This is a genomic window from Fictibacillus tiangongensis (assembly GCF_048083785.1).
Lineage (GTDB): Bacteria > Bacillota > Bacilli > Bacillales > Fictibacillaceae > Fictibacillus.
In genome coordinates this window covers 4,065,858-4,080,397 of sequence record NZ_CP182294.1, presented here as the reverse complement: position 1 = coordinate 4,080,397, position 14,540 = coordinate 4,065,858, and the positions used below count along the sequence as shown (strand labels likewise).

12 protein-coding genes and 1 pseudogene are annotated in these 14,540 nt (G+C 41.8%); 7 read left to right on the top strand and 6 right to left on the bottom strand.

The window, feature by feature from the left end; translation table 11 throughout:
* Window positions 1-20 precede the first annotated feature (20 nt).
* A pseudogene (locus ACNJYY_RS21335) lies at window positions 21-149 on the bottom strand (NERD domain-containing protein); the annotation flags it as partial.
* Window positions 146-424, bottom strand: coding sequence for a hypothetical protein (locus ACNJYY_RS21330; RefSeq protein ID WP_416730051.1), 279 nt, complete (start codon window positions 422-424; stop codon window positions 146-148). The gene ACNJYY_RS21330 and the pseudogene ACNJYY_RS21335, both read right to left, overlap by 4 nt.
* Before the next feature lie 124 nt (window positions 425-548).
* On the opposite strand from ACNJYY_RS21330, the gene ACNJYY_RS21325 reads away from it, so the two are divergent.
* A complete protein-coding gene (locus tag ACNJYY_RS21325; RefSeq protein ID WP_416730050.1) occupies window positions 549-863 on the top strand; it encodes a hypothetical protein in 315 nt (104 codons plus the stop codon).
* 41 nt (window positions 864-904) lie between these two features.
* Here ACNJYY_RS21325 and ACNJYY_RS21320 read toward each other — a convergent pair whose 3' ends face one another.
* From ACNJYY_RS21320 to ACNJYY_RS21310, 3 genes are all read right to left on the bottom strand, one after another.
* Window positions 905-2,569 (bottom strand): glycoside hydrolase family 13 protein, encoded by a 1,665-nt coding sequence (locus tag ACNJYY_RS21320; protein WP_416730049.1) that lies wholly within the window; start codon window positions 2,567-2,569, stop codon window positions 905-907.
* Between the two features lie 288 nt (window positions 2,570-2,857).
* A complete protein-coding gene (locus ACNJYY_RS21315) occupies window positions 2,858-3,649 on the bottom strand; it encodes an endonuclease/exonuclease/phosphatase family protein (RefSeq protein WP_416730048.1) in 792 nt (263 codons plus the stop codon).
* A gap of 3 nt (window positions 3,650-3,652) precedes the next feature.
* Entirely contained in the window at window positions 3,653-5,314 is a 1,662-nt protein-coding gene (locus ACNJYY_RS21310; protein WP_416730047.1) for a PTS transporter subunit IIBC, read from the bottom strand.
* A gap of 323 nt (window positions 5,315-5,637) precedes the next feature.
* Between ACNJYY_RS21310 and ACNJYY_RS21305 the strand changes: the two genes are divergently transcribed.
* Entirely contained in the window at window positions 5,638-6,009 is a 372-nt protein-coding gene (locus tag ACNJYY_RS21305) for a VOC family protein (RefSeq protein WP_416730046.1), read from the top strand.
* A 303-nt stretch (window positions 6,010-6,312) separates the two neighbouring features.
* On the opposite strand, the gene ACNJYY_RS21300 is transcribed toward ACNJYY_RS21305, so the two are convergent.
* Entirely contained in the window at window positions 6,313-6,789 is a 477-nt protein-coding gene (locus ACNJYY_RS21300; RefSeq protein ID WP_416730045.1) for an aldo/keto reductase, read from the bottom strand.
* Between the two features lie 250 nt (window positions 6,790-7,039).
* Between ACNJYY_RS21300 and ACNJYY_RS21295 the strand changes: the two genes are divergently transcribed.
* The 5 genes from ACNJYY_RS21295 (at window position 7,040) to ACNJYY_RS21275 (ending at window position 14,494) form a co-directional block, all read left to right on the top strand.
* On the top strand, window positions 7,040-9,412 hold the full coding sequence (locus ACNJYY_RS21295; RefSeq protein ID WP_416730044.1) for a M14 family zinc carboxypeptidase: 2,373 nt from the start codon (window positions 7,040-7,042) through the stop codon (window positions 9,410-9,412).
* Window positions 9,413-9,842: 430 nt separating this feature from the next.
* On the top strand, window positions 9,843-10,340 hold the full coding sequence (locus ACNJYY_RS21290; RefSeq protein WP_416730043.1) for a PTS sugar transporter subunit IIA: 498 nt from the start codon (window positions 9,843-9,845) through the stop codon (window positions 10,338-10,340).
* A 57-nt stretch (window positions 10,341-10,397) separates the two neighbouring features.
* Entirely contained in the window at window positions 10,398-11,354 is a 957-nt protein-coding gene (locus ACNJYY_RS21285) for an aminoimidazole riboside kinase (protein ID WP_416730042.1), read from the top strand.
* 337 nt (window positions 11,355-11,691) lie between these two features.
* A complete protein-coding gene (locus ACNJYY_RS21280) occupies window positions 11,692-13,074 on the top strand; it encodes a glycine--tRNA ligase (RefSeq protein ID WP_191755021.1) in 1,383 nt (460 codons plus the stop codon).
* A gap of 316 nt (window positions 13,075-13,390) precedes the next feature.
* Window positions 13,391-14,494: a M24 family metallopeptidase gene (locus tag ACNJYY_RS21275; RefSeq protein WP_416730041.1), complete on the top strand. Its 1,104-nt coding sequence runs from the start codon at window positions 13,391-13,393 to the stop codon at window positions 14,492-14,494.
* Window positions 14,495-14,540: the final 46 nt, after the last annotated feature.

Here is a 14,540-nt window from a genome sequence, read left to right as displayed (position 1 = left end):
TTATTTTTACTCAGCCTATGTTCAAGCTGGTATTTTTGGCGTTCGACTTGTGCGATAGGATCTTGAAAGGGTTCTTCTATACCGTTTTTTGTGCGCAAAAGTTGATTGAAGGTATGATCGAAGAAAAGGTTTCCGGAGATGTTCTTCACTTCAATAATAAGAATGTAGGTGGGATTAAGAATGAGCGTGTCGATTTGAAAAAAGTAGATTCATGGGAAATTCGGAGGTCGTGCAACACGTGGCATTCTTTCTGGTTTGGAAGCATATTCAAAAAATAATTGATAGAGTCTTCACCGCGAAAGCCGGCTGTCATCTTACTCAGTTCTACTTCAAGACTCTGTTTAACAAGATCGTCACCTAAACGGTTCATCAAGAGCTGAAGCTTATCCATATAAATGGGCTGCAGCCTTACCTTTTTTATCATAGAATCACTCCTCACGTTAAAATTCTCCTTTCATCGCAAAAAGTCCTTTTAAAAAAGCTATAGGATTGATTAAAGGATTGGTAGAATAGAGGGAGAGTGATTTGTTGCTGAAGGAGAAGAAAAGATGAAAAAAGAATTAAACTGTGATAGCTGTTTGATGCCGATCAAAGAGAGGGAAGAGCTGCGTACGGTATGGGCCTTTTTCAAGTTGCGACCGTATCATAGATCGTGTTATGAAAATTCCTTAAGAGGCGCGGGGCTTGTAGGAACTCAGCCGATCAATGGATTTTCAGGAAATTTTACAGCGCTTGTTGCATTTATTTTAGCGTGGTTACCTCTATTCACGAATATTTCGCCCGTTTTAACGATTGTGGGTACGTTGATTGTACTTCTGCGATTGTATTCATTTATTCGGTTTGAAAAAAGACTGCCACATTAAAAAAGCGTGCTCTCCCTAAACGGATAGCACGCTTTTGTTTGTTAAGCTTTCACGCGATATACACGCGCTTCATACGGTTGTAATGACAGGCTTGTTACATCGTCATGAGGTGCAACTTCTTTGTTCGCTAACAACAGTTCATCAGCGTTCAACTTCAATTCTGTTTCAAACTTCGCTTCCGTCTTAGAAAGGTTCGTGATCACAACGATCTTTTCCTCTCCAAGTGTACGAGTGTACGCATAGATCTGCTCATCTTCTTCAAGGATCAGATCATATACACCGTACGTAAAGACTTCGTTATTTTTCTTTAATGCGATCATTTTCTTGTAAAAGCTTAAGATCGAATGCTCGTCTTGTTCTTGCTTTTCCACGTTGATCTCTGTGAAATTCGGATTTACTTTCATCCAAGGAGTACCCGTTGTGAATCCAGCGTTCTCATCGCTGTTCCACTGCATCGGAGTACGGCTGTTGTCACGAGATGATGACCATATAACAGACATGATGTCCTCATGCGCGACGCCTTCTTCGCGCTTGATGCGATAACGGTTTTTGTCAGCGACATCATCATAGTCTTCGATCGAGTCAAACTGTACGTTCGTCATTCCGATCTCTTGTCCTTGATAGATGAACGGTGTTCCTTGCATCAAGAAATACATCGCGCCGAAGCTCGTTGCACTTTCAAACCAAAACTCATCATCATTGCCCCAAGTAGAAACAACACGAGGTTTGTCGTGATTTTCAATGAACAGTGCGTTCCAGCCTTCTTTTTCAAGACCTTTCTGCCAGCGAGTTAATACTTTTTTCAGTTCAACGATATCCACTTCTGGATTGGTTTCTGCATCCCAGAGGCCGAGGTGTTCGAATTGGAAGATCATGTCCATCTTTCCGTTTTCTTTTCCTACCCAAAGGTCCGCTTCGTCAATTTTAACGCCGTTCGCTTCACCAACCGTCATGACATCATAGTTTGCATATGTGCGGTCTTTGAACTCTTGTAAAAACGTATGAATCCCTTTTTGGTTCATATGCATGTCGAAGGACGACACGTACTTTTCGTTCTTCGGATTCGGCATATCAGGAAAACCATCGCGCTTTTTAATGTGACTGATCGCATCGATACGGAAACCGTCGATTCCTTTATCCAACCACCAGTTGACTGTGTCATAAAGAGCTTCGCGCACTTCAGGGTTTTCCCAGTTCACATCAGGCTGTTTGGTCGAGAAAACATGGAGGTAGTATTGATCTGTTTTTTCATCATATTGCCAAGCAGATCCGGAAAAAATACTTTCCCAGTTGTTTGGCTCTTTGCCGTCTTTACCGTCTCTCCAAATGTACCAATCGCGCTTCGGATTTTCTTTAGATGAACGAGACTCGATGAACCATTGGTGCTCATCACTTGTATGGTTTAAAACAAGGTCGATGATCAGCTTCATATCGCGCTTATGAACTTCTTCCATAAGGAGATCAAAGTCTTCCATCGTTCCAAAGTCGTCCATGATATCTTGATAATCGGAAATGTCATAACCATTATCATCATTTGGCGACTTGTACATCGGGCAGATCCAGATCACGTCGATGCCAAGGTCTTTAATATAATCTAAGCGTTGAATGATTCCTTTTAGATCCCCGATTCCATCTCCATTTGAGTCTTGGAAGCTGCGAGGGTAAATTTGATAGCCAACGGCTTCTTTCCACCAAACTTTTTCCATAATGTTACCTCCATGTTTTCTCTTTAACAACACGCCAGGGGATACCGCATAAACGGCTCCCCATGGTTTGTTTGATTTAAATGTTTCCTTATTCTTCGTTGCTGTTGAGGGAATTGATTTCCGTTTCAGGTGCTTCGCTTTCCGCGGGGCAGGCGGTGAGCCACATTCGGACGTTTCACTTATAAATGTCTCACCTGCCCGCCTGTCCCGCAGGAGTCTCACACCTTCCACTGCAATCAACTTATCTAAGAAGCTGATTAAGAAACAAAACCATAAAAAGCGAATTCTTTAAATCTTTATCGTAACAGCAACACCTGCATGATCGGAGACCACCGGTGTTTCTTTGCCATTAAAACGCACGGATGACTGAAGGACATCAACAGGCTTGCTGCTTAAGATATAATCGATCCGGCGGCCAGCTTCGTTATCATCCCAGCCTGCAATAGATCCGATGATCGTTAACCCATCATCTTTCTCTGCAGCCAGTTCGTACGTGTCGTAAAGCCCTTTTTCTTTTACGTAGTCAAAGCCTTCGCCACAAACGTTCGCATCGTTGTTTAAGTCACCCATGATGAAAGAAAGACCTTCTTCAGGGATGTACTGCATCAAACGATCGAACTGTCCTTTGAAAGGTTCGACATCATCTTCCCACCAGCCAAAGTGACCGGAGAAGAATTGAATGTCTTGTCCTTCATGAGATATCGATGCTTTTACGATTTTGCGTGTTTTCCAGTTGTGCATATCTTGTAGATCAGAAACAAAAAAGCTTTCATGAGACGTAATCGGATGGCGGCTGATGATTGCCAGTCCTTCTTCGTACGTCACATAGCCATAGTGCGCCATGTCCCATACAAAGTCATAATCTTCAACGCCAAGTTTCTTCAATAGCTCTAAAAGAACAAGGGCATAATTATCTTTTTTGATATTGTCTTTGACAAGAGGAGAGTCGATCGACTGCATGACCTCTTGTAGCGCGATAACATCATAACGCTCGCTCGCGATATCGCGAGCAAGCATCTCTAATTTTTCCATCTGGTTCTCTTCTTGCCAAGCATGAACGTTTAACGTTAAAAGCTTCATGAATTACATCCCCAAACGATCTTGAATATCGGATTTTAATACGTCAGCCTTTGGTCCGTAAATCGCTTGAACACCTTTATCTTTGATGATCAGACCTAGTGCGCCGTTCTCTTTCCATTCTTTTTCCGTACCAACACCCGTTGTGTCTTTTACTGTTACACGAAGGCGAGTCATACAAGCGTCAACGTCTTCAATGTTATCAGCTCCACCTAAAAGCGTGATGATCGCTGATGCTTGAGAGTTGTCAGAACCTGTTGCCGCTTCATTTTTAGCTGGTGCAGCATCATTTTCTGTTGTTTCGATATAGTTACCTGCACGACCTGGAGTAGGCAGGTTGAACTTTTTGATCAATACATAGAAGATCGAGAAGTTTAATCCAAAGAATACGATACACGTTACAGCAAAGTTGATTAAGTCACGTGTTAATCCTGCTTTTACAAGCAATGGTGTACGAGTAAGTAATTCGATAAAACCGAATGCGTGAACACGTACGTGGATAAGATCCGCTACGGCGAACGCAAGTCCAGTCGTGATCGCATACACAACATAAAGAAGTGGAGCAGCAAACATGAACATGAATTCGATCGGCTCTGTTACACCTGTTAAGAATACAGCGAGTGCTGCAGATAAGAACATAGATTTGTACTTTTTACGCTTGTCTTTATCAACGTTCATGTACATCGCAAGTGCGATCGCTACAAGAGATGCCGTTGAAAGAACAACTTGTCCCATTTTAAAACGAGCTGGTACTACATCATTTAAAAGTGCTTGATACGCTTTTGTATCTCCAGCAGCTAAGAAGTTGTTAAGATCGTTGATCCAAGCCAACCATAGTGGATCTTGTCCGGCTACAGAAGATCCTGCTCCTGAACCAGTCATGATTTGATACGTTCCGCCGAGCTCCGTATAGTTGATCGGTACCGTTAACATGTGGTGAAGACCAAATGGTAACAATAGTCGCTCTAGCGTACCGAACACGAATGGCGCGATAACTGGAGCCGTGTTACGAGATGTTGCGATCCATTTTCCAAAGTCATTAAGTAGAGACTGGATAAACGGCCAAATTAATGCTAGTAGTAAAGCTGTAACCACTGACCATAAAATAACAGCGAATGGTACAAAACGTTTTCCGTTAAAGAATGCTAATGCATTCGGAAGCTTGTTGTAGTTGTAGTACTTGTTAAACAGAACAGCACCTAGGAAACCGGAAATGATTCCGACGAATACTCCCATATTTAGTGCTGGAGCACCAAGGATCGAAGTGAAATAATCACCAACAACAAGTTCGCTGCCAAAAAGTGATTTTACTCTCGCACCTTCTTCAAGCATCATAGCGCTGTTCACGCCGAAGATTGCTCCTGTAATACGGTTGATCAAGATGAACGCGATTACGGCTGCGAATGCACCGCCAGCACGTTCCTTCGCCCAAGATCCCCCGATAGCTACCGCAAATAAGATATGCAGATTTGTAATAATCGCCCATCCGATGTCTTCCATAACACGAGCAATCGTTTGCACTAATGTCATGTCGCCACCGAACATAGCAATAACTTTACCTAGTGATATCATCAAACCGGCAGCTGGCATAACCGCTACTACTACAAGAAGCGCTTTACCTAGCTTTTGCCAGAAATCAAATGAAATGAGTTTTCCACGTTGTTTCAAAACGATTTCCTCCTTAAAGTATATATCTTTCGTTGTCTTTTTGAAATCGCATTCAGTAGATTGCGAAAAAAACTTGAATCGCTTACATATTTGTATATGCATGTTGGTGCAATCGTTTGCATTAGTGATTGTAAAATAAAACGGTTTCATTTACAAGTAATATTTCTAAAAAAGTGAGGAAAAAAGTTTTTCCAGATACTTTGTAATATTTTTAGCAGGGTAGCCAAGAACAATTCGACCTTTAAAATTTAGTTAAGTAGCAGGTTAATTTGTAAATTGGAAGAAAGAGGTATATTGAATAAACATAGCAAGGAGAGAGTGATATGAGTAAATCATTTATTGAACAAGTACATTACATAAGAATTCCTGTAAAAGATTTAGAACAATCAGCACAATGGTATAGAGATGTTTTAGGGTTACAGATATTAAATAGTACAGAGGAACTGGCAATTATAAAAGTAAATGAAGGACCATTCTTACTCATCTTAGTCCCTACTGAAGATGAAACATTTGCACATTTTACAGTTAACAACGAACAAGAGTTCAGCATTGGCTTTACAAGTCCTGAATTAGCTAAATTCCATCGACACTTAACCGATAATCAGGTTAAGGTCGACGATATAAAAGAAGATAATGGACATGCATTTTTTCACTTTTATGATCCGAATGGTAATAAGTTGCAAGCGCACTGGTAGGATTACAATAAGTAAACGCACGTATTGCAATGTAATAGGGTGAATCACAGTCATTCCAAATTAGAATGGCTGTTTTTTTATACCTACTTTAAAAGAGTTAGGCTAATACTTTTTTAATTTTTAGCAACCATTATGGAGCATAATCGAATCTACTATTTCATTTTACTTTACGTAACAAAGTTGACTCGTTATTACGAGCCAACTTTGTTTAACCATCTCAAATTCTTTTTTACCGTATCCACCTTTCGCATACCTACCATTGTGGACAAAATACCCGGTGTTTTTAAAACAATAGACATCAATTCAAACGATCAAAGAGACCTCAGGGTTATGAATGTAATGAACGTCTATGTAATCGACATGCAAGTGTTTTAAACTTTGTTGAATAGCAAATTCATAAAAAGAAGGCTCCATAACGTGTTTGTGATGGTCGATGATCTGTAGATCAGAAAGCTGCAGAATTTCTTTCTCCAATAAAACCTTCTGCAGGTAATGATCAGGACGAAGTTGAGCGTCAATATCACCTGGAATGATGCCGGCTTTCGTAGACAAAAATACATCTTTTCTGTTAATCTGTTTTTCCTTCACAATAAGTTTTACAAAAACTCTTCCAACATCGCGTTCAGAGCGCATGCCTCGATAATTAAGTGCAGTATCAATAAAGTTAATTCCATTTAACAGAGCAAATTCAATCGATGCCTGATAGAAAAGCGAATCTTCTTCATTCATTTCTCCTAGATGTGTGCCGATGGCTATTCTTGAAACCTCGCTAATATTCATACGTTAAAGCCTCCTTTCTAACATCCAAATTATAACATTAACTCGTATATTATTTTTACAATCACCTCTTTATAAGAATAAAGAACCATGAATATTTACTCATTTATGGATCTTTGTATTTTTTATAGAGGTATCAACTATCATCTATTGAATATTAATTCTGGTGAAATTATCTTGAAAAAGAGATTGAATAAATATTCATAAGTTAGTATAATTATTTTGTTTTTGGTAGAGGAAGGGGAGAAACAACATGTTAAAAAAACATTGGGTAGCGGGTGTCATGAGCTTAAGTTTGCTGACATCGATGCCTTTTGCTGTAACAGCAGAGACGCCTCAAAAAAAGTGGACGAATGTTAATAGTTTTGAAGAGGCTGATGGAAGTCCGTTTAACTCTGAGCATTATGACTTTGTGAAGTATTCAAAGATTGGTTCGGTCCTAAAGAAGATTGATAGAGAAAGTAAACGAGTGACCCTCGAGCAAACAGGCGTTTCATCTAAAGGGTATCCGATGTATGTAGTTACAATCTCTAATAACGGCGATAAAGGCAAGTATGGACATTATAAGAAACTACGAAAGGAAATGTTCAGAAATCCTCAAAAAGCACAAGACTGGATTGCCGAAAATCCTGATTTCAAAGTGCCGGTGATGATCAATGGATCTATCCACGGAACAGAATACATAGGGTCTGATGCTGTTCTTCAGCTGATCGATCGTTTTGCTAATGATAATGATGCAGAAACAAAAGAGATTCTTGACAGCAATATACTTATCTTTAATGTAGTGGCGAATCCTGATGGTCGTGTTGACGGTACTCGTTTTAACGGGAACGGTATCGATCTGAACCGTGACTTTATCACTCTTTCGCAAGAGGAAACGAAACAAACCGTTGATCTGATCACAGATTGGAACCCGATGGTCTTCTTAGATCTTCATGGCTATGTGAACAGTGATGATGGAAAGCCAGGATTAATCGAGCCATGTACACCGCCTCATAACCCGAACTATGAATATGATCTGTTTTCTAAGTGGGCATTAGATCAAGCAAAAGCGATGGAAGCTGAAATCGTTGGTAACAAAGCAAACTATGAAACAGATCTCTATAAAAATATGACGGGTACATATATTCCGCAGCGTGATGACAGCGCAGGCTGGGACGATTATCCGCCGATCTTTACACCGATGTACGCCATGTATCATGGGGCATACGGCTATACGCTAGAAGCACCAACAAATAACTGGGATGGTGTGAGATGGACGAACGATGCTGTGATGGGAGCTTTAAAGTTTGCTGTTCAAAATAAACAAGGAATGCTTACGGATCAAATTGAGATCTTTGAACGTGGTATCAATTTTGATCACCCGTACCATGAAGAAGGATTTTTCCCGAGTGCCTATGTTCTGCCTGTAAATGAAAAAGACCCTACGGTTACCGAAAAAGCGGTGAACCATCTTATTGAAAATGATATTTCTGTAGAAAAAGCAGTCAAACCTTTTTCGGCTAACGGACAAGCTTATCCAATAGGCACGTACATCGTTAATATGAGCCAAGCTAAAGCCGGACTTGCGAACACGATGCTATGGGATGGCGAGGATATCACGAACGATACGCCAGCGATGTATGACATATCAGCTTGGAGTCTACCAGAATTATGGGGCTTTGAAGCGATTGAAGTGGAAGAAAAGGTGAACGCAAAAACAAAACCGGTGAAAGAAGCTGAATATGAAGGCTCCTTACAAGGAAAAGGGCCATATGTAATTTCCAACAGCTCTGTCCAAGCTGTAAAGCTAGTGAACGATCTTATGAAAAAAGGTGAGCGTGTATATAAAGACGATGCAGGAAATTTCTATATAGAAAACCTCTCCTCAAGAAATAAGAAGCTCGTGAAAGAATCAGGAATTAAGCTGCATTCAGCGAAACTGCCAGCTCAAAAAGAAAAGCTTTCAACACTTATAGTAGCTGTATTAAAAGATGGTGGCATGAATAAAGCACAAAGTCATGCGGGTACAAAACTCGCATTAGAACGACTCGGTTTCTCGGTAAAAGAGGTGACACCAAAAGAAGTGGCAGAAAAGGGTCTATCTCAATACGATGCGTTTCTATATGCCGGAACAGATGCATTATTGCAATACGAGAATGTGAGAGAAGCAAATAAGCCATTTGTAATCGGCAGCAAACAGGCTTATGACAATTTCAAAAACAACGTACAAACATTTATCGATAACGGTGGAAAATACATTTCAGTTGGCGCTGGTGGTGCGAAAGCTTCAAGTCAGCTCGGCTTAACAACGATAAAAGTAGATACGGGCGGCTCTAACAGCAACGGAATCGTAAAAGTAAACTATGAAAAAGATGAAGTAACAGCTGGTTATAAAAAGGATGATCTCGGGTTTGTTTATCGACCAGTCTGGTTTACAGAGTTAGGAAACTCAAAATCGGTCGCAACGTTAGGAGACGGTGACTTCTTTGTTGCAGGCCACTGGAAGAACAATCAACTAGCGGCTGGGCAGTCCGTCATTGTAGAAGAAGCGCAAAAAGATATAACGTTGATCGGACTCGAAGCAGGATTCCGTGATCATACGGATTATCTGTTCCGTTTATTGTCCAACTCACTATATCAATAAAAGAGCCTTTCTCGTTGACAACCAGATAAGCACTGCATTACTTTTATAGGGAAAGTTTACCCTGAATCTTATGATTGGCTATGTTGCTCTCGGAAGGGGTTGATCTCCGTTCCAGGATGCTCGCTTTCCAGGGGGCGTGCGGTGAGCCTCTTAGCGCTATGCGCTGTTAAGAGTCTCACCTGTCCCGCTGATCCCCTAGGAGTCTCGCACCTTGCACTCCAATCAACTAGCTAAAGAAGATAGAAAAAAGGGCATCAAGTAATTTTCCTGGAAAATGCTCATTATAAGAGGCCTTAAGAGCAATGAGACGATCAGTTTTTGCTCTTTGGTCTTTCTTTGTATCTTTAATGATAAGAGCTGAAATGTTTTAAAGCGTTCAGACAGGTGTAAATTATAAAAGTAAAGCAAACTGAAAGGTGAGTGAAAAATTATGTTCAATAAACTTTTTGGAAAAAAAGAAGTTAAAAAAGAAGAAACATTAATCGCTCCATTAACAGGAAAAATCGTAAACATTGAAGAGGTGCCAGATCCGACGTTCGCTCAGAAGATGATGGGCGATGGGATTGCGATAGAACCAACAGAAGGTATTGTTGTCTCTCCAGTTGATGGAGAAATCGTTCAGTTCTTTCACACGAAGCATGCGATCGGTATCCAATCAGAAGCGGGTGCAGAAATTCTGATCCACGTTGGTCTTGAAACGGTTAGCATGAACGGTGAAGGTTTCGAGGGACATGTGAATGTAGGAGATAAAGTAAAAGCAGGAGATAAGCTTTTAAGCTTTGACCTGGATTTGATTAAAGAAAAAGCCGCTAGCACGGTAACGCCGATCGTAATCACAAATGGTGATGCGGTAGAATCTTTAGACAAGCGCGCTGCTTCTGAAGCAACAAAAGGTGAAACTTCATTATTGCAGGTTAAAATGAAATAAAACGGGAAATCAGGCTAACCATGCCTGATTTTTTTCCAATAAAAGGGGGCGGGTACGATGAAAAAAGGCGTCATTTCTTTAGGAGAAGCACTTGTTGATTTTATTCCAACTGATGAAACGAACACGACTTACCAGAAAAGTCCTGGTGGTGCACCAGCTAACGTAGCAGTTGGGGTTGCGCGATTAGGCTCAGCATCTACTTTTTTAGGAAAAGTTGGGGATGATGTTCTAGGATCGTTCATGATTGATACATTAAAGAGCTATGGCGTGAACGCGTTTCATGTGTACAAGACGGAAGAAGTGAGAACAGGCGCTGTGTTTGTGACGCTCGATAAAAACGGTGAAAGGTCGTTCGACTTTTACATTAATCCGAGTGCAGACCGCTTCTTAGAAGAAAAAGATGTACAACCGAGTCTCTTTAAAGAGCATAAAATTCTTCATTTTGGTTCGATCTCGTTAATTGGCGAGCCTTCTAAAAGTGCTACCGAAAAAGCGGTAAGACTCGCAAAAGAAAACGGCATGTGGGTTTCGTATGATCCGAACTTACGATTATCGCTCTGGAAGACGCCGGCACACGCCCGCGAGACGATTCTCTCGATGCTGCAGCACGCTGATATCGTTAAGATCTCTGAAGAGGAGCTTGAATTTATCACAGGCTTAAAAAAGGTCGAAGAAGGCATTAAAGTGCTGCAAGAATATGATATACCTTTACTCTTCATCACGCTCGGTGATGACGGAAGCTATGTGGTGACAAAAGAGGGCGGCGAGTATATCCCGGCAAAACGTGTCTCTTCGGTAGATACAACCGGAGCAGGTGATGCTTATGTTGCGGGGGTTCTTCATCAACTAAATGAATATGATGGCTCACTCCAAGAACTGACTCTTGATGAAGCGAGCGATATGGCGTTGTTCGGAAGCGTTTCTGGAGCACTTGTAGTTTCTGTTAAAGGAGCAATGACGGCACTCCCTACTTTAGAGCAAATTGAAGACGAACTGGCACAAAATAAACAATAACTGCATATAATAGGAAAATATTTTGACTAATGTTTTTGTTTTTTGGTAATATTATTTTATTATAAAAGATGATATGCAGCTGTGAAGGATGAATAGTAGCTAAATGTACACTCTTTTTAGCGAGCTGGGGACGGTGAGAGCCTGGTAAGAGACATTAGTGAAACGGCAATCCGGAGTTGTTTTTGAAAAGAGGATTCGTTTTTACATACGGATCAACTAGGGTGGAACCGCGGGAGATATAACTCTCGTCCCTGGGCATAGCGCCTTGGGACGGGAGTTTTTTATTTTTTTAAAAACGGCCGACCCATAAGGCAAAACCTAAATGGGAGGAATAAAAATGACAAAAAACATGGAAACCATCACAAATCATGCTAAACACCGCGGTTTTGTATTTCCGGGATCTGAAATCTACGGAGGCCTTGCGAACACGTGGGATTATGGCCCACTTGGTGTTGAGCTGAAGAACAACGTAAAAAAAGCATGGTGGAAAAAATTCGTTCAAGAATCACCTTATAACGTAGGTCTTGATGCAGCGATCCTGATGAATCCTCGTACGTGGGAAGCATCTGGTCACATCGGTAACTTCAACGATCCGATGATGGACTGTAAGAACTGTAAAGCGCGTCACCGTGCTGATAAACTGATCGAAGATGCGGCTGATCAAGCTGGAAAAGAAATTATCGTAGACGGCCTTCCGTTTGAAAAGATGGAAGAGTTGGTGAAAGAATACAATATCGCTTGTCCGGAGTGTGGAAGCCATGACTTCACAAGCATCCGCCAGTTCAACCTAATGTTCAAAACACACCAAGGAGTAACGGAATCAAGTTCAAACGAGATCTACATGCGTCCAGAAACAGCTCAAGGTATCTTCGTTAACTTTAAAAATGTTCAGCGTACGATGCGTAAAAAATTGCCGTTCGGTATCGCACAGATCGGTAAGAGTTTCCGTAACGAGATCACGCCAGGTAACTTTACGTTCCGTACACGTGAGTTCGAACAGATGGAGCTTGAGTTCTTCTGTAAGCCAGGTAGTGAGATCGAGTGGTTCAACTATTGGAAAGATACAGCTGAGAACTGGCTGAAGTCTCTAGGTATGACGTCAGAAAACCTTCGTCTTCGCGACCATAACGAAGATGAGCTTTCTCACTACTCCAATGCGACAACTGACTTTGAATATAAATTCCCGTTCGGTTGGGGTGAGCTTTGGGGTGTTGCATCTCGTACGGACTTCGATTTGAAGCGTCACATGGAGTTCTCGGGTGAAGACTTCAACTATATCGATCAAGAAACAAACGAGCGTTATGTGCCGTATTGCATCGAGCCTTCTTTAGGTGCTGACCGCGTAACGTTAGCGTTCTTGATTGATGCGTATGAAGATGAGCAGCTTGAAGATGGTACTTCAAGAACAGTAATGCACTTGCACCCTGCTCTAGCTCCTTATAAAGCAGCGATCTTGCCACTATCTAAAAAGCTATCTGAAGAAGCAACAGAAGTGTTCAGCTCACTTGCAAAAGACTTCAATGTGGACTATGACGAAACAGGATCGATCGGTAAACGTTACCGTCGTCAAGATGAAGTAGGTACACCTTTCTGTATCACGTATGACTTTGATTCCAAAGAAGACGGCATGGTAACTGTACGTGACCGTGACACGATGGAACAAACGCGTGTGAAGATTGCAGATCTTAAGAGCTTTATTGAGTCTAAGGTTCAGTTTTAATTAAAAGCTTGTGATTCAGAGCTGCTTTTGCGAGTAGTTGATTTCCGTTTCAGGTGCTCCCTTTCCGGGGGGCGTGCGGTGAGCCACCTCGGCGCCTTGCGCCATTAGGTGTCTCACCTGTCCCGCTAATCCCCCAGGAGTCTCGCACCTTACACTCCAATCAACTTTTCAATGAAGATTCAAGATCAGAAAGCTTAATAAAAAGCACACATTTGCTTCTTGCAGTGTGTGCTTCTGTTTTTTCACGGGAGTTTATTCTACAATAGAGTATGAGAGATTAATTCATAGCCCTCGGGCTTTTATTGGAGGTATATACATGAACGAAGGACGTATTCAAAAGGTACAGAACTGGTTAAAGCAAGAAGGGCATACTTTCGCGTTCATTCACACGACAGCAAACGTGTTCTATCTATCAGGATTGTATTCGGATCCGCATGAACGTGTGTTAGGTGTGGCTGTACTTGCAGAAGGAGAGCCGTTCATGATCTGTCCAGGCATGGAGCGTTCACAAGCTAAAGACGCAGGCTGGACGTATGAGATTGTTGGATACAGCGATTCTGAAGATCCTTGGGCGAAGGTACAGGAAGCTTTAGCAAATCGTGGGATCACTGCAGCAACATTGATTGCAGTTGAAAAAGAAACACTTCCATACGCGCGTGGCGAAAAGCTACTTGGTATGTTTGATGGTGCGAGCTTGGTCGGAGCTGAAGAGTTGATGAACGAGCTTCGTCTCATAAAAGAAGAAAGTGAGTTAAAGACGTTGCGTGAAGCAGCTAGACTTGCGGACTATGGGGTTGAAGTAGGGGTTGCAGCACTTCGTGAAGGTGTAACAGAGATGGAAGTACTCGCGAAGATTGAATACGAACTGAAGCAAAAAGGCATCAGCGCAATGTCGTTTTCTACAATGGTGTTATTCGGTGAAAAAGCTGGACAGCCTCATGGGAAGCCAGGCTTGAGAAAGCTACAGCACGGCGATTTTGTTTTATTCGACCTTGGTGTAGTCCTTGACGGTTATTGTTCTGACATCACGCGTACTGTAGCGTTTGGCGATTTGGACGAAAAGCGTCGCGAGATTTATGATACTGTGCTGCAGGCACAATTGAAGGCGTTAGAAGCTTCTAAGCCAGGAACGCGCATCGGTGACATTGACTTGATCGCACGCAATCACATTGCGGAAGCAGGATACGGAGATCACTTCCCGCACCGCATCGGACACGGCCTTGGTATCGATGTTCATGAATTCCCGTCCATGAGTGACAACAACGATGGTGTGCTTCGTGAAGGAATGACATATACGATCGAACCAGGAATCTATATTGATGATGTTGGTGGCGTACGTATTGAGGACGACGTCTATGTAACAGCAGATGGACACGAAACATTGACGAAATATCCAAAAGAGCTGCAGATTATTAAGTAATAGTAGTTAAAAATGAAGGGATGGCTCTTGTGGGAGCCATCCTTTT